This is a genomic window from Nocardia beijingensis NBRC 16342 (assembly GCF_001612785.1).
Lineage (GTDB): Bacteria > Actinomycetota > Actinomycetes > Mycobacteriales > Mycobacteriaceae > Nocardia > Nocardia beijingensis.
The window spans coordinates 24,930-47,156 of the sequence record NZ_BDBC01000017.1 but is presented as its reverse complement, the minus strand read 5'-3'; the positions used below and the strand labels follow the sequence as shown (position 1 = coordinate 47,156).

At 67.7% G+C, this 22,227-nt stretch carries 23 protein-coding genes; 5 read left to right on the top strand and 18 right to left on the bottom strand.

Annotated features, from left to right (window positions below; all coding sequences use genetic code 11):
• Positions 1-21 precede the first annotated feature (21 nt).
• The 7 genes from NB3_RS11360 to NB3_RS11340 form a co-directional block, all read right to left on the bottom strand.
• Positions 22-783 (bottom strand): ESX secretion-associated protein EspG, encoded by a 762-nt coding sequence (locus tag NB3_RS11360; RefSeq protein ID WP_157111730.1) that lies wholly within the window; start codon positions 781-783, stop codon positions 22-24.
• 70 nt (positions 784-853) lie between these two features.
• A complete protein-coding gene (locus NB3_RS36555) occupies positions 854-2,140 on the bottom strand; it encodes a hypothetical protein (protein ID WP_067800755.1) in 1,287 nt (428 codons plus the stop codon).
• A gap of 13 nt (positions 2,141-2,153) precedes the next feature.
• Complete coding sequence (locus tag NB3_RS11350; protein WP_067800752.1) at positions 2,154-2,528, bottom strand: hypothetical protein; 375 nt, start codon at positions 2,526-2,528, stop codon at positions 2,154-2,156.
• A 16-nt stretch (positions 2,529-2,544) separates the two neighbouring features.
• A complete protein-coding gene (locus NB3_RS34055) occupies positions 2,545-3,096 on the bottom strand; it encodes a DUF3558 domain-containing protein (protein ID WP_084486147.1) in 552 nt (183 codons plus the stop codon).
• 135 nt (positions 3,097-3,231) lie between these two features.
• Entirely contained in the window at positions 3,232-3,741 is a 510-nt protein-coding gene (locus tag NB3_RS11345) for a hypothetical protein (RefSeq protein WP_067800748.1), read from the bottom strand.
• A 108-nt stretch (positions 3,742-3,849) separates the two neighbouring features.
• Entirely contained in the window at positions 3,850-4,050 is a 201-nt protein-coding gene (locus NB3_RS34970; protein ID WP_157111728.1) for a hypothetical protein, read from the bottom strand.
• Positions 4,047-4,262: a hypothetical protein gene (locus tag NB3_RS11340; protein ID WP_067800745.1), complete on the bottom strand. Its 216-nt coding sequence runs from the start codon at positions 4,260-4,262 to the stop codon at positions 4,047-4,049. The genes NB3_RS34970 and NB3_RS11340 overlap by 4 nt, the downstream gene beginning before the upstream one ends.
• 277 nt (positions 4,263-4,539) lie before the next feature.
• Here NB3_RS11340 and NB3_RS11335 point away from each other — a divergent pair, with 277 nt between their 5' ends.
• Together NB3_RS11335 and NB3_RS11330 are read left to right on the top strand one after the other, a co-directional pair.
• A complete protein-coding gene (locus NB3_RS11335) occupies positions 4,540-5,760 on the top strand; it encodes a helix-turn-helix domain-containing protein (protein WP_067800741.1) in 1,221 nt (406 codons plus the stop codon).
• A 403-nt stretch (positions 5,761-6,163) separates the two neighbouring features.
• A complete protein-coding gene (locus NB3_RS11330; protein ID WP_067800738.1) occupies positions 6,164-6,853 on the top strand; it encodes an esterase/lipase family protein in 690 nt (229 codons plus the stop codon).
• Positions 6,854-6,940: 87 nt separating this feature from the next.
• Here NB3_RS11330 and NB3_RS11325 read toward each other — a convergent pair whose 3' ends face one another.
• The 9 genes from NB3_RS11325 to sucB form a co-directional block, all read right to left on the bottom strand.
• Entirely contained in the window at positions 6,941-7,516 is a 576-nt protein-coding gene (locus NB3_RS11325) for a transglycosylase SLT domain-containing protein (protein ID WP_067801322.1), read from the bottom strand.
• 736 nt (positions 7,517-8,252) lie between these two features.
• Positions 8,253-9,434: a hypothetical protein gene (locus NB3_RS11320; RefSeq protein WP_067800735.1), complete on the bottom strand. Its 1,182-nt coding sequence runs from the start codon at positions 9,432-9,434 to the stop codon at positions 8,253-8,255.
• Complete coding sequence (locus NB3_RS11315) at positions 9,431-9,910, bottom strand: DUF4365 domain-containing protein (RefSeq protein WP_084486144.1); 480 nt, start codon at positions 9,908-9,910, stop codon at positions 9,431-9,433. The genes NB3_RS11320 and NB3_RS11315 overlap by 4 nt, the downstream gene beginning before the upstream one ends.
• Before the next feature lie 329 nt (positions 9,911-10,239).
• Positions 10,240-11,427, bottom strand: coding sequence for a Fic family protein (locus NB3_RS11310; RefSeq protein WP_067800731.1), 1,188 nt, complete (start codon positions 11,425-11,427; stop codon positions 10,240-10,242).
• A gap of 156 nt (positions 11,428-11,583) precedes the next feature.
• Positions 11,584-12,624, bottom strand: a complete 1,041-nt coding sequence (gene lipA, locus NB3_RS11305) for a lipoyl synthase (protein ID WP_067800728.1) — start codon at positions 12,622-12,624, stop codon at positions 11,584-11,586.
• Positions 12,625-12,634: 10 nt separating this feature from the next.
• Entirely contained in the window at positions 12,635-13,381 is a 747-nt protein-coding gene (lipB, locus tag NB3_RS11300; protein WP_067800725.1) for a lipoyl(octanoyl) transferase LipB, read from the bottom strand.
• Positions 13,382-13,947: 566 nt separating this feature from the next.
• Complete coding sequence (locus NB3_RS11295) at positions 13,948-14,484, bottom strand: GNAT family N-acetyltransferase (RefSeq protein ID WP_067800721.1); 537 nt, start codon at positions 14,482-14,484, stop codon at positions 13,948-13,950.
• Positions 14,481-15,389, bottom strand: a complete 909-nt coding sequence (locus NB3_RS11290; RefSeq protein ID WP_067800718.1) for a TIGR01777 family oxidoreductase — start codon at positions 15,387-15,389, stop codon at positions 14,481-14,483. The genes NB3_RS11295 and NB3_RS11290 overlap by 4 nt, the downstream gene beginning before the upstream one ends.
• A gap of 19 nt (positions 15,390-15,408) precedes the next feature.
• Positions 15,409-17,178, bottom strand: a complete 1,770-nt coding sequence (gene sucB, locus NB3_RS11285) for a 2-oxoglutarate dehydrogenase, E2 component, dihydrolipoamide succinyltransferase (RefSeq protein WP_067800714.1) — start codon at positions 17,176-17,178, stop codon at positions 15,409-15,411.
• 260 nt (positions 17,179-17,438) lie between these two features.
• Here sucB and NB3_RS11280 point away from each other — a divergent pair, with 260 nt between their 5' ends.
• On the top strand, positions 17,439-17,801 hold the full coding sequence (locus NB3_RS11280) for an oxidoreductase (RefSeq protein WP_067800712.1): 363 nt from the start codon (positions 17,439-17,441) through the stop codon (positions 17,799-17,801).
• Positions 17,802-17,997: 196 nt separating this feature from the next.
• On the opposite strand, the gene NB3_RS11275 is transcribed toward NB3_RS11280, so the two are convergent.
• Complete coding sequence (locus NB3_RS11275; RefSeq protein WP_067800709.1) at positions 17,998-19,509, bottom strand: leucyl aminopeptidase; 1,512 nt, start codon at positions 19,507-19,509, stop codon at positions 17,998-18,000.
• 9 nt (positions 19,510-19,518) lie between these two features.
• On the bottom strand, positions 19,519-20,313 hold the full coding sequence (locus NB3_RS11270; protein WP_067800706.1) for a TetR/AcrR family transcriptional regulator: 795 nt from the start codon (positions 20,311-20,313) through the stop codon (positions 19,519-19,521).
• A gap of 111 nt (positions 20,314-20,424) precedes the next feature.
• Here NB3_RS11270 and NB3_RS11265 point away from each other — a divergent pair, with 111 nt between their 5' ends.
• Together NB3_RS11265 and gcvT are read left to right on the top strand one after the other, a co-directional pair.
• Entirely contained in the window at positions 20,425-21,078 is a 654-nt protein-coding gene (locus tag NB3_RS11265; RefSeq protein WP_067800703.1) for a GNAT family N-acetyltransferase, read from the top strand.
• Positions 21,075-22,175: a glycine cleavage system aminomethyltransferase GcvT gene (gene gcvT / locus NB3_RS11260; protein WP_067800700.1), complete on the top strand. Its 1,101-nt coding sequence runs from the start codon at positions 21,075-21,077 to the stop codon at positions 22,173-22,175. Before NB3_RS11265 ends, gcvT begins: the two co-directional genes overlap by 4 nt.
• Positions 22,176-22,227: the final 52 nt, after the last annotated feature.

Below are 22,227 nucleotides of genomic sequence, written 5' to 3'. Positions count from 1 at the left end.
GGAAGCGGCGGTTCCGATGCGTCAGCTGTAGCTGGGATCGTTTTCCTCGCGGAAGGCCGCGACCGTTGCGTGTATGGCGCGGTCGAGTTGGGATCGTGCTTCCGCGGTGTCGGCGGGGACGGCCTTGATGGTGGTTCCGCTGCGGACGAGATAGCGGCCGTCGGGATAGTCCATCACATGGAACCCGCGGGCGGGCGCCGGGCGGTTGTCCCACGCCGGACCCGCGTACACCGCGACATGGGCGATGAGCGTGCGAGGGCGTTCGAAGAACTGCTGGGCTCGGACGCGGGGCGGGGCCGGTGCGCCCACGCGATACGGTTCCTCCTCCTCGGCGTCGAGGTCGTGCCGGGAGATCTCGATGCCGGGGCCGCTGCCGCGTGCGCCGTCGGGCAGCAGGTCGATGACCCGGCGGCTGACGCTCTGCGCGTCTATCAGTGACATGTGCACAGCACCGCCGCGGTCCGGCGACGACGTGGGCTCCTGTACCAGCAGCACGGCATGCCGGTAATGCACGGCCGCGTGGACGCGGAGTTTGTCTTCCCCGTGGAATCCCGCCATCTCTATGCGCGCCTCGGGTTCGGCCAGCACCCGCAGTGCGCTGTACAGGGACTCGTCGAGGCGGCGATGCAACCCGGCGGCTTCGGACTTCCACTCCGACTCATAGTCGGCGACGGTCTCCGCGGTGGACCGGTACTGCAACGGATAGGGCAGCACGTCTCGGTCGACGGCCCGCCACAGCACCGTGAAGCCGAGCGCGGTGAAAGACCAGTCCCGCCGGCTCATGAAGCTGGTTCCCTCGTCGTGCGCCACGGGCGCGTGCTGGGTGGTCGCGTGGCGTCGAGACCTGTGTCGCTCATTCACCGATCACCGGCGGGACCGACTTCACTCTGTTCTCCGGACCGAGTCCGGTGAGTTCCTCGCCGTTGCGCTGGTTCACCAGGTAGTCCTTCGTCTGGTGTTCCTTGTCGTCGTCGCCCTTGCCGCGAGCACCCGGCGCCATCATGCCCGGCGTGCCGCTCGCTCCCGGCCGACCAGCGCCGGGACGCGCGGACGCGGCTGCGGGAACGCCGCCAGGAACGCCGAGCACGCCGTTGCTGCTGCGGCCCGGCGCGGGAGTGCCGAGGCCCGGCACACCCGGGCTGAGCGTGCCCGGGCGGGGCGTGCTGGGTGAGCCGGGGCTCGGTGTTCCGGGACGGGGCGATGCCGGGTCGGTGCCGGGATTCGTGCTCGCCGGTTGAGTCGACGGGTTCGTGCTCGCGGGCGCGGTCGTGGTCTGGTCGGGCGTATTCGCCGCCTCCGCGGCAGGATTCGCGCCGGCCGGAACGGTGCTCTCCGGCGTGTTCTGGGTACCTGATTCCTGCGCTGGGTCCGCCGTGGTGGCTTTGGCGGCGGTGTCGTTACCGGACGGCGACGGCTGCCAGCCGTTGTTCGGCGCGGACGGCTGACCGCCGGATTCGTGCACGGGGTTGTACGGCTTGGGAACCAGCGGAACGCCGGTGTCGGCTTCCCGGACGGCAGGATAGAAGACGTTCTTGACGACGTTCACCGACGCATCGTGCGCGGCGTCGTCGCGATGCCGGTTCAACTTCCAGGTCGGGCCCGGCACCCAACTCGCGACGTCGCTGGTCCAGGTGTGCGCGGGCGCTTCTTGCACGGCGGGCCGGGTGACCTCGATGCCGGAACGGATGATCTTGACCTTCTCGGCGACGATCTGCACCGAACCGATCAGTCCGCTGGACTTGTCGACGTATTCCTTGATCCCGTCCGCCGCTGCCTTCGCCGCCGCCCCCTCCCATTTTCCCTCCATGGCCTTGCCGATTTCCGGGCCGAAACTCCGCAATCCCTCCTCGAGCCGGTTGCGAATGGACTCCCACCGCTGATGCAGCGCGACGACATCGGTGATCGACATAGCCTGCACGCGTTGGTAGAGATCATCGATGCCGTCGGGGTTCTTGTACGCGCTCTCCGGAACTTTCGGTGCCTGGGATTGCAGATCCGTCCCCGAGCGCATGATTTCGGCGATGCGGTTGCGTGCGATGGCCGCATCCGGGCTCTCGTCGCGCGAACCACTGTCCGGCGGACCGGATTTCGACTGCTCGTACAGGGCGGCGCCGATCGCTACCAACAGCGGCAGACCCATGATCTTCCCCCGGTCAGTTCAGCAGATTGCTCGTGTCTTGCGCGTTGGAGTCGTCCTGTGCGCCGATGCGGTCCACGGAAATCTGGATGGTATCACGCATCAAGGTCAGGACGTCGATGTGCTCTTTGAGAGCGGAGTCGACATCGCCGTCCCCACCGATAGCCTTGGCGCCCAGCATCTTCGCCAGATCGTCGGCGCACTGGAAGTCGCCGAGTCCGGTGACACGGGCCATCATCTTCAGGTCTTCCAGGAGCGTGACATACAGATCGATCTGACGGTTACATGCATCGCGGCAACTCTCCGCGACCGCGCGGTCGAGATAAAGCCTGCCAGCATTGGCCTCGTCGGCAAGGTATCGCCAGCGCGATACCTCCTCGCTCATCGACATAGCAAGATCTCCCTGATCAGCGCGGAAACGTCGGTACAAGCACTTCCGCAGCGTTCATGGCTCGATCGCATGGCGCAGTGGTGCTCTTAGGCGATGTATTGAAGACTGTGATCTGTAGGGCGCCATGCCCAGCAGGAAACGCCAGATCGCAATCTTCGCCATCGACATCGGAAGTGTTTCGAAAACGAAATCCATCGCGTCCACCGACATTGATGCCCACGAAGTCGGTATTCTCCGGCTTCTTCCTGAGATCATCAATGGAGTAGATCGTCGACCACACTCCCAGCGAGTAACTCCACTGAGAAGCCGCATCATGCCAGGAGCAGACCTTCCATCCGGGTTGCTCGACACCAGCGATGCCTGACTTTTTCGTGGACGAAAGCACGCCGATCCGTTGCAGTTGCTGATCCGAAACCTGCGTGCACGGATCCCACAGTGCCGCTGTGGCCGCCGATGTGTCGGTTGTCGTGCTTGGGGTGGCAGTCCCGTTCGTGCCGGAATCGCACCCCGCAGCGACCAGCATCGCACCGGCGATCGCCGCAACCGTCGCCGTCGTCCGTCGTCCCACCGAAGCCTCCCGATCCGGGCCGTCGAAGTCGTCCCTGAAGTCTATGACGCGCTCCGGTGGCTCTCGGTTCCATCGGATTCGCTCAGGCGGTTCGGCGTACTTCGCGCATGCGATCGACGGGAGCGGTGTTCGTTTCTACGAGTGGTCTCGCGGCCGGTCGGAGGGGTGAAAGCCGGAGGGATGGTGCGTAGTTCGGTCGGCGCAGATGATGATCGACCGGACGACGGTGGTGATGTGTGGGCGGAACGCGTCGCGTGGCGCGACGGCCCACCACCGGTAGCCGGTCCGTTCGTCGGTAGGGGAGGGCAGCAGGATCTCCCCGCCGTCGGGGACGATGGTCGCGGAGGCGCGTAGCAGGGCGATGAAGATGCCGGTGTCGTCGGCGAGCTGGTGGGTGTCGTCGGGACGGACCAGAATCGTCCAGCGCCCGGAGCCGTGTGCGATGACGGGGCCGAGCAGGTATTGCCTGGCGAGGTCGGCGTGGACCATTCTGCCGAGCTGCTCGGGTACCGTGACCGCGCCTACGGTCCCTGCGCGCAACGTGATTCGCCGAGTTTCCTCGTGGACATAGCACGGCAGCCCGTAGACGTGCCGGTAGCGCAGGCAGCGAGTAAGGGTGGGATCGGAAGCGGAATCCGTGTGCATGGCCCGCTCCGTCAGCGCGCAGCGGGGAGCGGTCGGCCTTGTCCGGGACGGGTGAATCGCATCGATGAAGTCTCCGTTGGCATTCGATGATGGATGAGGGCGCGGCGGTCAGTCCCAGAGCCGGGCGCAGGGGAGGTGCGGGAGATCGTCGTCCACGTCGTCGTCGATGGTGACCTCGACGTCCGGGAACCGTTGCGCCAGAGCCTGTGCGACGCTTTCGGCGTGTTCGGCGCTCGCCTGGTAGTCGAGGCGCAAGGGACCCGATTCGATGTGGATGTGGCGGCGGTGCGGCGGCCCGGGGGCTGTCAATGCGGCCTGCCCGGGTCGGGCACCATTCGTCCGCTGTCGATCAGCACCTGCCGTGCCGCCGCCTTGCGTGCGCAGTACTTCGCGCGGCAGGCCACATGGATCTGCATCACGTCATGGGCCTGGCCGATGCTGAACGGCCGCATCGGCGCTTGGTGGGCGGCCGCGTCGCACAGGGCGATGAGCTGGTAGATGGCGAGGGAATGGGTGGACACGGGAAACCTCTCTGTCTCGCGGATCGACCGGCGCCCGGCACCGGGGGCTCTCGCCACCGGCCCGCCACACTGACGGGCTGATGCGCCGCTGAGGGCGCGGCGTCACCCCGGTACCGGGCACCCGCGACCGAACGTAAGCGCGGCATTCCGCCAATCGGGAGCGTCGATCCCGGTTTCCGTTCCGGCTATGCGAAGAGCCGTATATCCTGCCGAGGCAACCGCTTTCGGGGTAAAAGCTGTGGGGAAATTCGACCAACGATCAGGGGGACGCTCGGCCATGTACATGACCACGGGCGAAGTGATCCGGCGCATCAGGAAATCCGTCGGCATGACGCAGACGGAATTGGGCGCGCTCATCAACTTCTCACAGCCCGCCGTCTCGGGTCTGGAGCGCGGCGGCCCTGCCTCGCACGACGTTCGGGTCTTGCGGCTCATAGCCCGCGCACTGGGAGTTCCCCTTGCCATACTGGTAGTGGAGTCGGACCAGGAGGCAGATGTGGACCGTCGCAATTTCTTCAAAGCAGGGGCATTAGGAAGCGCCGGGGCTGCCATGATGTCGGTTTCCGCCCCCGCGAGCGCCGCGTCGGCGTCCGCCGGGAAAGTCGGCGCGAGCGACGTGGAAGCCATCATCGACAGCGTGAACCAGATCCACGAACTGGATCTGGTGGTCGGCGGCGACCGATTGTGCCGCGTGGCGGCCAACCAGGTCCGCTATGTCGAGCAGCTTCTCGACCAGGGCAGTTACGCCGAGGCGGTCGGGCGTGCGCTCACCAGCGCCGCCGCCGAGATGATGACCGCCGCCGGGTGGGTGCACTACGACGCCGGGCGTCTCGATGAGGCGCGGCGGTATTACGCGGACGCCGCGAACGCCGCGAACGCGGCCGGTGACGGGATCGCCGCGGCGCATGCGCTGGGGAATGCCAGCTGTCTGATGATCAGCCTTCCCGGAGACATGCGAAAGAACCCTTTGGCGGTGCAGTACGCGCAGGCCGCCTCACAGGCTTCCCTTCGTCAAGGCGGGCCGAAACTGCGCGCGCTGATGGCCGTTCGCGAGGCCGAGGCCCACGGTGCCCGTGGAGACAAGACCGCGATGACGTCGGCGATCAGCCGAGCCTTCCGAGCGTATGAATCCACTCGGGGGCATGACCCGGAGTGGGTATTCCTGCCTGAGGCCGAACTGAACTTCATCACCGGCAAAGCCCAGATGTGGGTCGGCGAGCACGCGGCGGCAACGACACACATGCAAGCTGCCATCGACGGCTCATCGGCTTGGCCCAGAGAGCGCGCGGCGTGGCAGCTCAGCCTGGCACGCAACTTCGTCAGCGCGGGTGACGTCGCACGAGCCTGCTCGCTGCTTGCCGACAACTACGACACCATCGCCGGACTCGCATCCACCCGCTTGCATCAACGCATCGATGCCATCGCGAATACGGTGCGCAGCCACGCTCGCGTTCCCGAGGTGCGAGAGTTCCTGGCTCGGCGCGCGGCGCAGGTCTGACAACTCGTCTCTGTTCGCAGCGCCAACGGCTCGAAGAACTCGCGAACAAGCACTCGCCGTATCCCTGACCGTCGCGGAGCTTGTGGGAAAGGTCGCCGGTCGAATTGCCGGGGTGCACACGGCGATTGAGGGTGCCGAAGTTGCCGGATGAAGGAGTTTCCTCATGTTTCGGATCGATGTGCGGCGCTGACGCCCATCTGGTCAGTGGAGTGAGATCGACGAGGCCCCACGCATTGGCCTTGCGGGCGTGGCCTGGCACGGCTTCTCCCGCGATTGTCTCGCGCGCCGGGATTCCGAGAAGTCGGCGGCAAGTTGAAACAGTGAAGTCTCACAACTCTCCGCACGAGCCGCTGGACGCTATCTTCGGTCTGCTCGCAGTGCAGCGAGCAGATCGGAGTCAATCATGGGCATCACATCGATCACGCGCCGCATCGGGACGGCACTGTTCACCCTGGTCGCGACGGCTGCCGCTTCGCTCGGCATCGCCACTCCACACGCGGCCGCCGCGCCGGCGCGAGATCCGATCCTCTTCGTCCATGGCTGGCAAGGATCGGCGGCGGACTGGAATTACATGTGGGGCCGATTCCTGGAGGCGGGATACTCCGAGGGAGAGATGGCACGATTCAGCTACGACACCACCCAGTCCAACAAGGACATCGCACTGGAGGTGAAAGCGCAGGCCGATGCCTTGCGCGCGAAAACCGGCGCCGCCAAGGTGGATATCGTCTCCCACTCGATGGGCGGCCTCAACAGTCGCTGGTACCTGAAGAAGCTCGACGGCCTGAACGTCGTCGACGACTGGGTCTCCATCGCCGGTCCCAACCACGGCACCGACGTCGCCAACGGATGCTTCGACGTCTCCTGCACCGAGATGCGGCCCGGTTCTGCTTTCCTCGCCGAACTCAACAGCACCGACGAGACTCCCGGCCGGGTGAATTACGGCACCTGGTGGTCACCGTGCGACGAGATCATCAACCCCGATCAGAGCACCGTTCTCAGCGGCGCGACCAACACCCAGACGCCGTGTCTGGGCCATGTCGCGCTGTTGTCGTCGTCGACGGTTTTCGAGGGCGTGCGCGACTTCGTGAAGTAGTCGGCTGAGCCCGAACCCGGGTCCGGAAACGGCAGCGCCTCCGCGTCGAGAGACGAGGAGGCGCTTGCTCGGATCCGGGTTCGAGGCTCAGTAGGCTCCGTTGACGTTGTCCATCGAGCCGTACCGGTGGGCCGCGTAGTTGCAGGCGGCGGTGATGTTGGCGACCGGGTCCCAGATGTCGAAGGCGGTGCCGTCGACGTGGTAGGCGTTGAACGTCGGGTCGATCACCTGGAGCAGGCCCTTGGAGGGAGTTCCTTTGGCGGCGTTGGAGTCCGACAGGTTGATGGCCTTCGGATTGCCGCCGGATTCGCGCATGATGTTGCGGTGGATGCCCTCGTAGCTTCCCGGAATGCCGTGAATCCGCATGACGTCGAGAGACTGGCGAATCCAGCCGTCGAGGTTGTTCTCGTAGACGGGGGGCGGCGCGGGCAGGAAACCCTCGGGCGCGGGCAGGCCCGGCAGCGCAGGCAGCTCGGGTAGCGCGGGCAGGCCGGGCAAGCCAGGCAGGTCGATCGGCGCGGCGGCGGCCGGGGCCGGAGCGTGCTCGTCGGCCACCGCGACACCGGTGGAGAAACCGACGGCGATCACGCCGACGGTGGCGGCGATGGCAGCGCCCTTACGAAGAGACGGGCGGCGGAGAAAGAAAAGGCGTGCGTCAGACATCGAGAAATCAGTTCCTTGTTCGTGCGGCGATCCGGCCGGAAAAACCAGCGCGGGATCCACGGCGGGCACCAGTGCGGTGTTCGCCTTCTCGGCTCGTGTGCGGTTTTCGGATTTCGTTGTGAAAGCCAGAGTTCGAATCCCTGGCGGTGCGACGCGTGCGCGATCGAGGCGGTGCCCGACGGTGCCGCTGCCGTACCCGGAGAGAAACAAGCCGTCGGAGTTGCGGAGCTGGTTTCTCAGGTCTCTTCCGGACCTGATATCAGCTTGATCACGGTCAGTGAACATTGGGCAAACTGAAAATTAATGGCAGTGATCACTGATCTTGGAGTGCTGTTCCGTGCGGTGGGCACAGGGCGCTGACCAGCGATTTTGGAGGTAAACGTGATTTGCGCCACAAATAACAGGTACGCGGTAACGGGACCGAGTATGTCTCGATCCGATCACTGGAGCGTGGTGGAATCCGGCTGTATCGCGGCCATCGATGAGATACCGATGGGGAGTGCGAAGACGCGTCGCAGACGGCGGGGGTCGTCGGTGAGTTTCCGGAAAAAGATGCGCTCGCGTGCGTGCCTGGGTGCTATCGGCGGTGGGGAAGAGGCTGCGGCACCATTGCCGCGCAAGCCGGTGTAGTGAAGTACCGCTTGTCTCCGTCCGAGAGTCTGCCACCCGCGTGCAGGGATCATGCAGAGCAAATGCCCGTGCACCGACAGAACGACCGCGCTTCCCGGCAACGTCATCAATGCTGTCCCCATAACGGGTCGTCATTGCTGCCGTCGGGGAGCAATTCGACGTCGACGGGATCGGTCAGCCACTGGTATCGGCCGACTCTGTGGACGGTGCCGGATAGCTTGAGTGGTTTGTCTTGACGATGGGCCTCGAGGGCGAGTTCGTATTGTCCCTCGGACAGTTCGACTCGGACGATCCGGATATCGGGGCGGTTGTCGACATGCAATCGGATCAGGCGTCTCTCCGTGGCCGACTCATGGGCGAGCAAGGTGACCTCGCCGGTCAAGTTCACTGGTTCCGGTTCGCGGGTCTCGGCGAACCGGTCGGCGACCCGGCGCAGGATGGGGGACTCCACCGCGTCGAAGCGGTATTCGCACCGCAATTCGCGCCCGGAGAGGTTGGGTTTGCGAATGATGGTCACCGCGCCGTCTCCGTTCATGCACAGCGAGGACAGCGCGCTGGACATCTCATAGGACATTCCTGTCTGTACCAGTTCGTCGAATATCTCGACACGTGGCCTGCTTTGGTACTCATCCAAGGCCGAGCGCGTAGCGGCCGTTATCTCGTCGAACTTGTCGAGTATCTCGGCCCCTGTGCGGCATCGATTTCGGGTCTCGAAAAGCTTTCCGGGAGCCGCGTCCTCGATGGCTTTGCTGAAGTAGAAGTACCGATCGGCCGGGGTGTAGGCGGTGACCACGAAGCTGCCCAATTCCGTTTGTCCCATAAAGGTACTTTCGAGGAATCTGCGGGCGACGTAGGCGGCGGTGTTCCCGAAGTAGCGCCGCGATTCCTTGGTCGCCTTCGCGGCGGCCACCAGACACAGCCTCGCCGCCGCGAGCAGACGCTCGCCCTCCTCCCAAGCGATCATCCCCGCGTCGACCGGGGTCTCCTTGGCCCACTTCGTCGATTCCAAGTCGGATCGTCGCTGGAACATCAGCAGACGGCTCGTCCGCTCGACCTCTGCGCCGTGCTCATAGACCAGCGTCTTGAATGCACGCCGCAGTAGTTGCGCGTAGTCCCCTTTGGTCGCATTGATCGGAAGCAGGATTTCCTGCTCGGGGACCGTCTCATTCGACCAGACTTCGTAGGACTCCGGAATCGAATACGAGAAATGCCACCCGAATCTGCGCAGCAAGTAGGCGACGGTGGCTTGATCGTAGTCATCCATCGCCCGATCGGCCGCCGAGCTCATGGCCGATCCCCTTTGCCCACTCTCTTCATTATCGTGCAGAGGGCGATATCGTCGAACGTATTCGAACACGGTGCGGAGACGGTGATATCCGCAGATGCGGTCGCCGGGAAGCCGCGCAGACTCACCCAGTAGGCGCGGTGCCGGACCACGAGGGCGTCTTCGGAGAGGTACACCCAATCGTCCTGCAGCTTGGGCACATGCATGATTACGACGATCTTGGCCACCGCTGGGTCATCGGTCCTGAAATAGTCGTAGCGGTTCCGGGTGATCCGGGCGCTGATGCTCGCGCCGTCGGCCGCCAGCGCCGTCGCCGTCGCCTTCATCTGGATCTCGAGCCGGGCTCTGCCCGCGCGATGCCGATTCGAAGTATGGCTCAGAACGATGTCGACGCCCTCGTCTATCTCCGGACGTCCGACGACGACACAACCCGCCGCGGCGGCGACAGCGCGCACGTAAGCCTCCTGGAATGCCTCCATCAAGTCTGTTCTCCGGGAGGGAGAGCCACGCAGGACTGACGCAGGACGGACCGGTCCATCGATCACCAGTTCGGCCTGCGATCCATCCTCAGCCACGAAAACCCCCACCTCGGCACAATCTACCGCGTATCTATGGAACCAGGAGCGACGTTGAGTTGCATCAGTTTTCGCAAGAGCAGTTGCGCTCTCAGCAGGTCGATCTCATAGGCGACGGGTTCGGCGGGCCGTCCGCACGATCCGACGCCGGTAAGCAACGCCCGGTCGCGGGGAGCCAGGAGCTGATGAGCTGATGCGGGTGAGGACAGCGCTCCTCTCGTGGGATGCGGCGACTACATCCGCGTGGTTCGTTTGCCGATGGCGGCGGAGAGGGCGTCGAGTTCGGCCAGCACGTCGGTTGCCGCCCAGATGCGATTGCGTTTGTTCTCCGAAAGCACTTCGAGGACACCAGCTTCCGTCAACCTGCTAAGGGCCCGATAGACGCTGGCTTCGGTGGTGCCGGTCATCTTCTGCGCGGTATCTGCGTTGAATATCGGTGTGTCGAGCAACGCAGCCAGTACTGATTCGTCGGCGGAGTTCGCTCGTGGTCTGGCGATCGCGCGCCACCGGGCTGGAAGATCGGCGAGTGTTCGGGCCGACTCCTGGGCAGCCTCACAGGAATGGATCGTCGCCGTGGAGACGTACTCGACGAACTCGTCCACGCGGCCTTGGCGGTAGCCGTTCAGCTGAGCGAAGTAGCGGCCGGTGTCGGCGAGCATCGCTGAGGCCAACGGAACTGTAACCCGCTGGGTCAACCCGCGACGACGGAGGATCGCGCTGATGAGGGCCCGCCCGATCCGCCCGTTGCCGTCGGTGAACGGATGGATGGATTCGAACTGGGCGTGCGCGATGGCGGCTTGCGCGAGGATCGGCAGATCGCTACGGCCGACAAAGGTGAGCAAATCGTCCATCAGTTCCGTGACCAGTTCCGGCGGAGGCGGAACGAACAGCGCGTCGATCGGCGTGTAGTCACTGCCCCCGATCCAGTTCTGCACCGTCCGCAGCCTGCCCGAGTCCTGTGCGGTGTAGTAATCGGGCGCCATCAGCAGACGGTGTGCCTCGAGCAGAGAGGCAAGCGTGATCGGACCGTCGCCGGCCGCGGTGACCAGTGCGGCCAACGTCCGTACCGCGGCCAGCTGTGACTTCGCCTCCTCGCTCGCCTTTCCGCCGGCGATCGCTCGGCCGAATGCTCGCCAGCCCGCATCGATGTGCTCGATTTTTGAAGACGCCACGGATTCGCTACGGAGCAAAAAGTCCGCCAACGGCGCCAGATGTTGGCCATATCCTGCTTCGAGCCGAACGACCGCGATCACGGCATCCTCGTGCGCGCGTGCAGCGGTACCCCCCACCGAGTAGGGGAGATCGGCGATCCGGGGTGGGATCGAGACCTCGATTTCGGTGAGGGTTCGGTCGGCGCGTGACCCCTGGCGATGGCGGGGCAGCCAGGCGCGGCTTTCGATGTGATGCGGTGGCCAGCTCATGGCGTCTCCTTCGAAAGGTCAACCAAGCCTGGCGTAACTATATCCGAGATATCGAAAAGTATAATAAAAAGGTTGTTGCTCTACTTTCAGTCCCCTACCAGAGTGCAGAGCGGGTGGCGGGTGATGCGATGTGCTGCTCTGCGCAGGCAGGTAAAGTCAGCTGCCGAAGCGGGCCAACACGGAACTGGCTTCCTGGGAGGCCGTGCCTTCCTCGGCGAGATGCGCCATTTCCGGGGCGATCTCGCGGCCGTGGTGGGCCATCGCCTGGGCGTAGAGCCGTCCGGCCCGGTAGGAGGAGCGGACCAGGGGGCCGGCCATGACTCCTGCGAAGCCGATCTCCTCGGCCGTCTTGGAGTGCTCGACGAACTCCTCCGGCTTCACCCAGCGGTCCACGGGGTGGTGGCGGGGGGAGGGGCGCAGGTATTGGGTGATGGTGAGGATGTCGCAGCCTGCCTCGTGCAGGTCGCGCATGGCCTGGGTGACTTCCTCGGGGGTTTCGCCCATGCCGAGGATGAGGTTCGACTTGGTGACCAGACCGGCTTCGCGGGCGGCGGTCAGGACCGCGAGGGAGCGCTCGTAGCGGAAGGCCGGGCGGATGCGCTTGAAGATGCGGGGGACCGTCTCGAGGTTGTGCGCCAGCACTTCCGGGCGCGCGGAGAAGACCTCGGCGAGCTGGTCGGGGTTCGCGTTGAAGTCGGGGATCAACAGTTCCACGCCGGTGTGCGGGTTCAAACGCTTGATGGCGCGGACGGTTTCGGCGTAGAGCCACGCGCCGCCGTCTTCCAGGTCGTCGCGGGCGACGCCGGTGATGGTGGAGTAGCGCAGGCCCATGGCCTGGACGCTTTCGGCGACGCGGCGGGGTTCGTCGCGGTCGAGGGCGGCGGGCTTGCCGGTGTCGATCTGGCAGAAATCGCAGCGGCGGGTGCACTGTTCGCCGCCGATCAAGAAGGTGGCCTCGCGGTCCTCCCAGCATTCGAAGATGTTGGGGCAGCCCGCTTCCTCACAGACGGTGTGCAGGCCTTCGCGCTTCACCAAGCCCTTGAGTTCGGAGTACTCGGGGCCCATGGTGGCGCGGGTGCGGATCCACTTGGGTTTGCGCTCGATCGGGGTTTCCGCGTTGCGGGCTTCGATGCGCAGGAGCTTGCGGCCGTTGGGTGCGGCCGCGCCGTGTGGTGTCGGGGTGTCGACTGAGGTCACTTGATCGACCTTACGCCGTCGTGATCGCGGACCGCGGGGTGGTGTCACCAGGGGTGACGCGGGTTATGTCGTGGTCGGTGACCGGCAGGTCGCCGTCCAGCGCGCGGATGACCGCGTCGGCCACCAGCGGCTTGATCTCGGCGACGGTGACTTCGCGGCCGAGTTCGCGGGTCAGCGTGGTGACGCCCGCGTCGCGGATGCCGCACGGGACGATGGCCTGGAACCCGTCGAGGGCGGCGTTGCAGTTCAACGAGACGCCGTGCAGGGCCACGCCGCGCTGCACGCGCACGCCGATCGCGGCGATCTTGCGTTCGGCGTGCCACTCGGTGGCGGGCAGCCAGACGCCGGAACGGCCCTCGACGCGGCCGCAGACCAGGCCGAGGCCGGTGCACACCGTGATCAACGCCTGCTCGAGGCGGCGCACATAGCCGACGACGTCGACCGGCTCGGCGAGCCGCACGATGGGATAGCCGACCAGTTGGCCGGGACCGTGCCAGGTGATCTTGCCGCCGCGATCGACCTGCACCACCGGGCTGCCGTCGATCGGCAGATCGTCGGTCTCGGTGCGGCGGCCCGCGGTGTACACGGAGGGGTGCTCGAGCAGCAGGAGATGATCGGATCCGGTGCCGTCGGCGCGCTGCTCGGCGATGTCGCGTTGCAGGTCCCAGGCGGCGTGGTAGTCGATCAGCCCGAGGTCGTCGACCACGATCGGGGTCGTATCGAAGCGGGCGGACACGGTGGTGCGCGGCTTGGTCACAGCGATGACGGTACGCCCAGGGGGTCAGCCGTTTCCAGCACCGGGAGGTGAGAGCCCCCACAGCTGAATCGGGGTTGCCGGGGGAGAGCTGACAAGGTTGCTGACGTGAACGAGGCTCGCGGTCGCTACCGGCCTGCGCCTCGAGCAGGCGATGACGGCCCGCGTCCCAGGTAGGCGAGCGGCCGTGCGGCGGGCGGAGTCGCTTGCGGCCGGGTGTCGCGAGGACTCAGCGGCGGCCGCATCCGCGAAACCCTCGGCTACGCCGTGACCGGCCATCGGCGGCAGCTCGGTGGGGTCGTTGTGGTCGGCGGCAGATTACTGCGCCGACCGCGCGTGGTCAGCGCGGGCGCACCGGGTGGTCCAGTGCACGGCCGACTGTGGTGGTGCCCGAGCTCGCCGCGACGAACTGGCGGAAACACATTTCGTCACTGACACCTGCCCGGTGGGCGAGTGCAATACCCCGCGCGCTCGCAGCGGCGCCGAATGGCTCGGTGCCCGGCGTGGATTCAACGAACGCACGCCCAACGCTGCTGGCGCATTCGGCAGGCCCGGTGTGCAGCCGCGGGTCAGTCGACCTCGACCGGCAAGGTCAGCTGCATGAGCGTCAGATCCATCCAGCGGCCGAACTTGTGGCCCACCTCGGGCAGCACGCCGACGGTGCGGAAGCCGAAGCGCTCGTGCAGCAGGATCGAACCGGTGTTGGAGGATTCGATGGCGGCGATCATGGCGTGCACGTTCTCCGCGCGGCGCGCACGGTCGATGAGTTCGGTGAGCAGGGCGGTGGCGATGCCGCGACGCTGGAAACGTTCGTCGACGTACACGGAGTTCTCCACCGTGTAGCGGTATCCCGACTTGGCGCGCCACGGCCCGTAGCTCGCGTAACCGGCCAGTTGCCCGTCGATCTCGGCGGCCAGCACGGGCAGCCCGGCGCCCGTGCGGGTGCGGAACCAGCCGAGGCGCTCGTCCAGGCCGACGCGCTCGGTGTCCCAGATCGCGGTGGAGGTGGCGATGTTCGTGTTGTGGATGTCGAGGATCGCCGGAAGATCGTCGGTGGTGGCGTCGCGGATGACGGTGGCGGGCCTGGTGTCGATTCGGTCGGTCATCGAGCGTCTCCGGGTCGTCCCACCGTGGCCGCCAGCGCGGCGCCGATGGTGGGATGGTGGAACTGGTAGCCCGCTTCCTCGAGGGCGGTGGGAATCGCTCTCGGGCCGCGCAGGATCGCCTCCCGCGCCAGCTCACCGACCAGCGCGTGCAGCGCGAACGCGGGGACGACGAGCGGAGTGGGGCGATGCAGCGCCCGGCCCAGCGCGCGGCTGAACTCGGCGTTGGTGACCGGGGCGGGGCCGACCACGTTGATCGGACCGGACACCGTGTCGTGGGTGAGCGCGAAGACGATCGCGCCGATCTCGTCGGCCATGGAGATCCACGGCGTGTACTGGCGGCCGTTGCCCAGTCGCCCGCCCAAGCCGATCGCGTACAGCGGGTGCAGCATCCCGAGCAGGCCGCCGGCCCGGGACAACACCACGGCGCTGCGCAACAGCACCGTGCGCGCACCGGCCGCCACGGCGGGCTCGGTCGCCTTCTCCCAGTCCCGGCACAACGTGGCGAGGAATCCCGAACCGGCCGGGGAGGTCTCGTCCACCACCCGATCGCCGGTGTCGCCGCCGTAGTAGTGCACCCCGCTGGCGTTGAGCAGCACGGGCACGCCCGCGGCGGCCACGGCCCCGGCCAGCACGTCGGTCGGTGTGATCCTGCTGTCGCGCAACTCCTGTTTGAAGCTGCCGTTCCAGCGCCGTCGCCCGACACCGGCCCCGCACAGATTGACCACGGCGTCGGCCCCGCGAAGTGCCCGCTCGTCCAGCTGGGCGCGGGCGGGGTTCCAGGCGAATTCGTCCTGGCCCGCCGGTTTCCTGCGCACCAGCCTGGCGACCTCGTGCCCGTCGCGGCGCAGAGCCGCGACGAGCGCCGTCCCGATCAACCCGGACGAGCCGGCGATCACGACCTTCATACGTGCCGCGGGACCTTCCTCACAGGCCGAGATCGGCCTCGAACGCCGCTTCCTCGAGCCGGTGCCGGATCGTGGTCAGGAAGCGCCCTGCGTCGGCGCCGTCGATCAGGCGGTGGTCGTAGGTGAGCGGCAGGTAGCACATCGAGCGGACGCCGATGGACTCGTTGCCGGTCTCGTCGGTCACCACGACCGGACGCTTGACGATCGCGCCGGTGCCCAGCATGCCCGCCTGCGGCGGAAGCAGGATCGGGGTGTCGAACAGCGCGCCCTGGCTGCCGATGTTGGTGATGGTGAAGGTGCCGCCGGCCAGCTCGTCGGGCTTCAGGCCGCCGTTGCGGGCCCGGTTGGCGATATCGGCGATGGCGCGCGCGAGCCCGGCCAGCGACAGGTCGCTGGCGTTGTGGATCACCGGGGACAGCAGGCCCTGCTCGGTGTCGACGGCGATGCCGAGGTGCACCGAGGCGTGGTAGGTGATCTCCTTGCTGGACTCGTCGTAGCTGGCGTTGACGTTCGGGTGCACGCCGAGCGCCTCGACCACGGCCTTGGCGAAGAACGGCAGGAAGGTCAGGTTGACGCCTTCGCGCTCCTTGAACGCCGCCTTGGCCTGATTGCGCAGCGCCGCGATCTTGGTGACGTCGGCCTCGTGCACCTGGGTCAGCTGCGCGGTGGTCTGCAACGACTCACGGGTCTTGGTCGCGGTGATCTGGCGGATGCGGTTGGCCTTCTGCACCGTGCCGACCAGGTGGGCCAGCTGCGAACGGGCGGTGGCGGGCGCCGCGGGCGCCTGCGCGGCCGGAGCGGGAGCCGCGGCGGCGGCCGGAGCAGGCGCCTTCTTGGCCTCGGCGGCGGCGAGCACGTCCTGCTTGCGGATGCGGCCGCCGACACCGGAACCGGTGATCGCGGCGAGGTCGACGTTGTGCTCCTCGGCCAGCTTGCGGACCAGCGGAGTGACGTACGGGGTTGCGCCGTTGGAGGATTCGGCGGTCGCGGTGGCGGCGGGCGCGGGAGCCGGTTCGGGCTTGGGAGCCGGAGCGGGCGCGGGCTTCGGTGCCGGAGCTGCGGCGGCCGGGGCCGGTTCGGGCTTCGGTGCCGGGGCGGGCTTCGGAGCGGGCTCGGGCGCTGGGGCCGGGGCGGGCGCGGGAGCCGGGGCGGCGGCCGCAGGTGCTCCGCTGCCGATGACGCCGAGCTGCCCGCCGACGGGAACGACGTCGTCTTCCTGGGCGGAGATCTCCAGCAGGGTGCCCGCGACGGGGGAGGGGATCTCGGTGTCGACCTTGTCGGTGGAGACCTCGAGCAGCGGCTCGTCGACGGCGACCTCGTCACCGACGGACTTCAGCCAGCGGGTGACGGTGCCCTCGGTGACCGACTCGCCGAGTTCCGGCATCTTCACCGGCGTGCCGTCACCGGACGACGCGGGAGCGGCCTCGGCGGCGGGAGCGGCCTGCTCGGCCTGCGGCTCTGCGGCGGGCGCTTCCTCCGCGGGGACAGGGGTCTCCTGCGCGGGCGCCGCGGCTTCCGGAGCGGGCGCGGGAGCGGAGGACTCCGCCTCACCGGGCTCGCTGATCACGCCGAGCTCGCCACCGACCTCGACCACGTCGTCTTCGCCTGCGACGATCTTCGACAGCACACCCGCCGCGGGGGACGGGATCTCGGTGTCGACCTTGTCGGTGGAGACTTCGAGCAGCGGCTCGTCGACCTCGACCGTGTCTCCTTCCTGCTTCAGCCACCTGGTCACCGTTCCCTCGGTGACGCTCTCACCAAGAGCGGGCATCTGGACGGAGAAGGCCATGTCCGTTGACTCCTCTGACTGCTCGACGGGGTTCTACAACAGTTGATCTCGCTGCGGGCGCCCGCCGCGGGTCGCGACGGGAGTCCGGAAGCCACCGATCATTGTGCGTGGCACCGGAGATCCGTGTGGTTCTTGTACCGCGGTCCATCCTTGCACTCGTTCGCAAGCCATGTAGCACAGGGCGGCCAACTGTGCGGAGCTGGCAGTATGGGAAGACCGGCGGTGAACATTCTCCGGTGCAGGAAAGGAGGTCGGCGTCGTTGGGTTTGCTGGATCGTTTCCGCGGCGGCGTCGCCCGGGGTGGCGGCACTCTACGTGGGGATTCGATGTCCGGGCAGGACGCTCGCTATCTGGCCGACTGGGTGCGCACGCATGTGGGCGTCGAGGGCTACATCGAACCGAAGACCACGGTGACAGATGTCACAGTCGTCCTTGTTGCCGCGGATGGTGAATGGACGCGACGGATCGTCGGCGAGCGCGGGGCGCGAAGGCTTGCCAAGGATTTGCACATCCCCGTCTACGACGTCGGCAAGACCGGATATCCTCAGCGGATGCGCGACTACGACGCGCGCAAGCGGATCGAGCGGCAGCGCGAGTTGGAGCGCGATCTGTACGACCTCTGACGCTGTCGGTTTGTCCGTTGCGCCCGATTTCCCGGTGGGTCCTGAGGGCTGTGGTGAGCCGCTTCCCGGGGCGTCGTGAACGCTGGTCGGACCCGCCGGTTTTCGGTGGGCCGGAAAGCGTGGAACGTGTACGCCCTCGCGGCCCGGTGGACGAGGCGCGTCGTCCGGGAGCGACCCCGGACGACGCGCGTGGCACTCACTCCGCGGCGATGTCCTGCAGCACGGCGATCAGCGTGCGGACCGGGACGCCGGTGCCGCCCTTGCCGATGTAGCCGAACGGACCGCCGGTGTTGTAGGCCGGGCCCGCCACGTCGAGGTGGGCCCACTGCACGTTCTCCGGGACGAACTCCTTGAGGAACAGCCCGGCCGAGAGCATGCCGCCCCAGCGGTGCGGCGCGACATTGGCCAGGTCGGCGATCTTGGAGTTCAGGTCCGCCCGCAGTTCGGCGGGAAGCGGCATGGCCCAGCCGTTCTCCCCGACCTCGCGCGAGATGCGGGCCACCCGGTCGCGGAACTCCTCGGTGCCCATCACGCCGGGCGTGCGGGTGCCGAGCGCGACCATCTGCGCGCCGGTCAGGGTGGCCACGTCGATCAGGTACTCCGGCTCGTCCTCGCTCGCGCGCACGATCGCGTCGGCGAGGATCAACCGGCCCTCGGCGTCGGTGTTGAGCACCTCGACGGTGGTGCCGCCGTACTGGGTGAGCACGTCGCCGGGGCGCTGCGCGGTCGCCGACGGCATGTTCTCCGCCATCGGCACCGTGGCGGTGACGGTGATCGGCAGGCTCAGCCGCGCCGCCAGCAGCGTCGTGGCGATCACGGCGGCGGCGCCCGCCATGTCGGAGGTCATGTTCTCCATGTTCTGCGCGGGCTTGATGGAGATGCCGCCGGTGTCGAAGGTGATGCCCTTGCCGACCAGCGCCACCTTCTTCGGGCCGCCCGCGTAGGTGATCCGGATCAGCCGCGGCGGGCGCGAGGAACCCTTGCCGACGCCGAGCACGCCACCGTAACCGCCCGCTTCCAGCGCCTTCTCGTCGAGCACCTCGACGGTGAGGCCCGCGGCCTCGGCGAGTTCCTTGGCGCGCGAGGCGAACTCGGCCGGGTACAGGTGGCTGGGCGGGGTGTTGACGAAATCCCGTGCGGTGGCGACGGCCTCGGCGGTGAGCTGCGCGCGGAACAAGGCTTCCTCGCCGAATCCCGGCTCCGGCACGAGCAACTCGACGCGGGCCACGGGCTGCTCGTCCGGCTTGGGCGCGGACTTGTCCGAGCGGAACGGCGTGAACGAATAGGCGCCCAGGTAGAAGCCCTCGGCGGCGGCGCCGATATCCAGTCCGGACAGCGTGGTCACCACCAGTTCGGTGCCCGACAGCGCGCGGGCGGCGACACCGGCCGAGCGGCGGATCTGCTCGGCGTCGAGCTTCTCGGCGGAGCCGAGCCCGACGGCCAGGACGCTGGTCACTCCGTCCAGCCCGGCCGGCGCCGGGATGCGGGTGAGTTCCTCGGCCTTGCCCTTGGCGCCCACCGCGCCGAGCTGATCGAGCAGTTCCGCGCGCACGTCGGCGGTGAGCACGTCGCCGAACAGGTCCTCGGGCACGATGGCGGGGCCGTCCTCCGAGGAGGTCAAGCCGATGACGAGCACATCGGTGTCCGCGCCGATGGTCTCGGTGCGTGCCAGTTCCGGTCCGAGCGAGCGATCTGCAACAGCGGTCATTGGCACAGGCTATTCGGTTCGTTCCGGATGGCGCAGCGCGACGCCGTCGAGCAGGAGTTCCACCGCGCTCGTCAGCAGGTCGTCGAAGTCCATCGCGAAGCCGGAGTCGAGGTCGGTGAAGTAACGGTGCAGGACCGGGCGCAGCGCCGGGTCGAGCAACTCGGCGAACTCGGGCGGCGTCTCGGCGTCGCGCGGATCGCCGAAGCGGTCGGCGCGCTCGGAACTCCACAGCAGCGCGAGCCCTTGGACCAGGCCCGACAAGGCGAGGTAGATGGCGAATCCGGTCTGCCTGGTCAGGCCCGGATGGTCGAGGGCGGCGAAGTTCCGTTCCAGGACGTCCAGCAGTGCCGGGCCCAGCGGCGGGCGCACCCGCGCCAGCAGGGGCAGCATCCACGGATGCCCGCGGTAGAGGCGCCACTCCTCGTGCGCCTCGTGGCGCAGGCGGTGACGCCAGCCGGTGCACGCAGGCCCAGGCGGCGGGATCTCGGCGAGCACCAGCTCCGCCATGCTCGCCAGGAGCGCTTCCCGGTCGGGGAAGTGACGGTAGAGCGTGGCGGTGGCGACGCCGAGCGCACTGGCCAGGCGGCGCATGGTGAGGCCGTCGATCCCGTCGCGGTCGGCCAGCTCCACCGCCGCGCGGGCGATGCCGACGGTGGTCAGCCGCGTGGGACGAGCGGGGCCGCGTACCGGAACCGCCGCGCGGCGGGCGCGGTAGGCGCGGGCCTGGCAGGAGCGCGAGCAGTACTTGCGCCGTCGGCCCCGGCTGGGCTGGAGGAGTTCGTCGCGGCAGGTCGCGCAGGTCATCCCGGATCCGTTTCGACACACGAACAGGTGTGACGAAATGCTACTGACACAGCTCGCAGCTGCCTAGATTCGAGCACGGAAAACGGTGTTCACGAGGGAAGGGGACGGGGAATGGAGATCACCGCTCGCCAGGCCGGTGTCGCGGACCGCGACGCGCTGATCGAGGCCTTCGGCATCGCCAGCGCCGACGAGGTGGTGACGGCGTGGGTGCTCGAAGGGCAGTCGGACGCGGGTTTCCGCACCGCGTTCGTGCCCGGCCTGGTCGACCGGGCGTTGCGCGAGGACGAGATCTGGGTCGCGGGGGCCGGTGCGGAGATCTGGTCGATATCGATCTGGCAGCACATCACCTCGGTGGAACGATTCGCCGACGAAGCCGCCGAGGCGCGGACCATGCTCGAACAGGCTCCCGATCTGCGCGTGGCGCAGCGGCTGGTGATCGTCACCGACCTGCTGGCCCGCGAACATCCCCGCGAGTTCCCGCACCGCTACCTGCAAGTGATCGTCACGGTGCCGGAGCATCGCGGTAAGGGAGCCGGTGCGGCGATCCTCGCCGATCGATTGCGCGCGGCGTCCGAGGCAGGCGTCCCGGCGTTCCTGGAGGCCAGCACCGAACGATCCGCCCGGCTGTACCGCCGCTGCGGATTCGAGCCGACCGGAACGACGCACACCTTGCCGGAGAACGGCCCCACGCTCATCCCGATGTGGTTCCGGCCGCAGCGCGTGCGGGACTCGGCCGCCGCGGGCCCGGATAAGCTCGGCTGGTGACCGAGACGAACCTCCTGCAAGGACCCATCCACGCCGTGCACGTCGAGCTGGGGGCGACCTTCGCGCCGTTCGGCGGCTGGGAGATGCCGGTGTCCTACGCGGGCACGGTGACCGAGCACCAGGCGGTGCGCACGACGGTGGGGCTGTTCGACGTCAGCCACCTCGGCAAGGCGACGGTGCGCGGCCACGGCGCGGTGGCGTTCGTGAACTCGGCGCTGACGAACGATCTGGGCCGGATCCGGCCGGGCAAGGCGCAGTACACGCTGTGCTGTGCCCCGGACGGGGGAGTGATCGACGACCTGATCGCCTACTACGTCGCCGACGACGACATCTTCCTGGTGCCGAACGCCGCGAACACCGCGGCGGTGGTCGCGGAACTGCGCGCGGCCGCGCCCGAGGGCGTCACGGTGACCGACCAGCACCGCGACTACGCCGTGTTCGCCGTGCAGGGCCCGCGCTCGGGGGAGGTGCTGAGCGCGCTCGGGCTGCCCACCGACCTCGAGTACATGGCCTACGCCGACGCCGAGTGGGACGGCCGCCCGGTCCGGGTCTGCCGCACCGGGTACACCGGCGAGCACGGCTACGAGTTGCTGCCTCGCTGGGACGACGCCGAACCGCTGTTCCGCGCCGCGGTCGAGCAGGTGCGCGCCGCCGACGGTCAGGTGGCCGGGCTCGGCGCCCGCGACACCTTGCGCACGGAGATGGGCTATCCGCTGCACGGGCACGAACTCTCCCTCGACATCTCTCCGGTGCAGGCGCGCTGCGGGTGGGCGGTCGGCTGGCAGAAGCCGCGGTTCTGGGGCAAGGCCGCGCTGGAACAGGAGAAGTCGGCTGGTCCGCGCCGAATCCTGCTGGGACTGAAGGCACTCGACCGCGGTGTGCTGCGGCAAGGGCAAACCGTGCTGCGCGACGGCGAGCCGGTCGGCGAAACCACCTCCGGCACCTTCTCGCCCACCCTCAAGCTCGGCATCGCGCTGGCCCTGCTGGACACCGCGGCGGACCTGCAACCCGGCGCCGAGGTCGAGGTCGACGTGCGCGGCCGTCGCCTGCGCTGCGAGATCGTTCGCCCGCCGTTCGTCCGGACCAGCACCAAGTAGCCTCTTTGTCCAGGCCCGGCGGCCATCGGCTGCGCCGGACCGTGGCGAAATG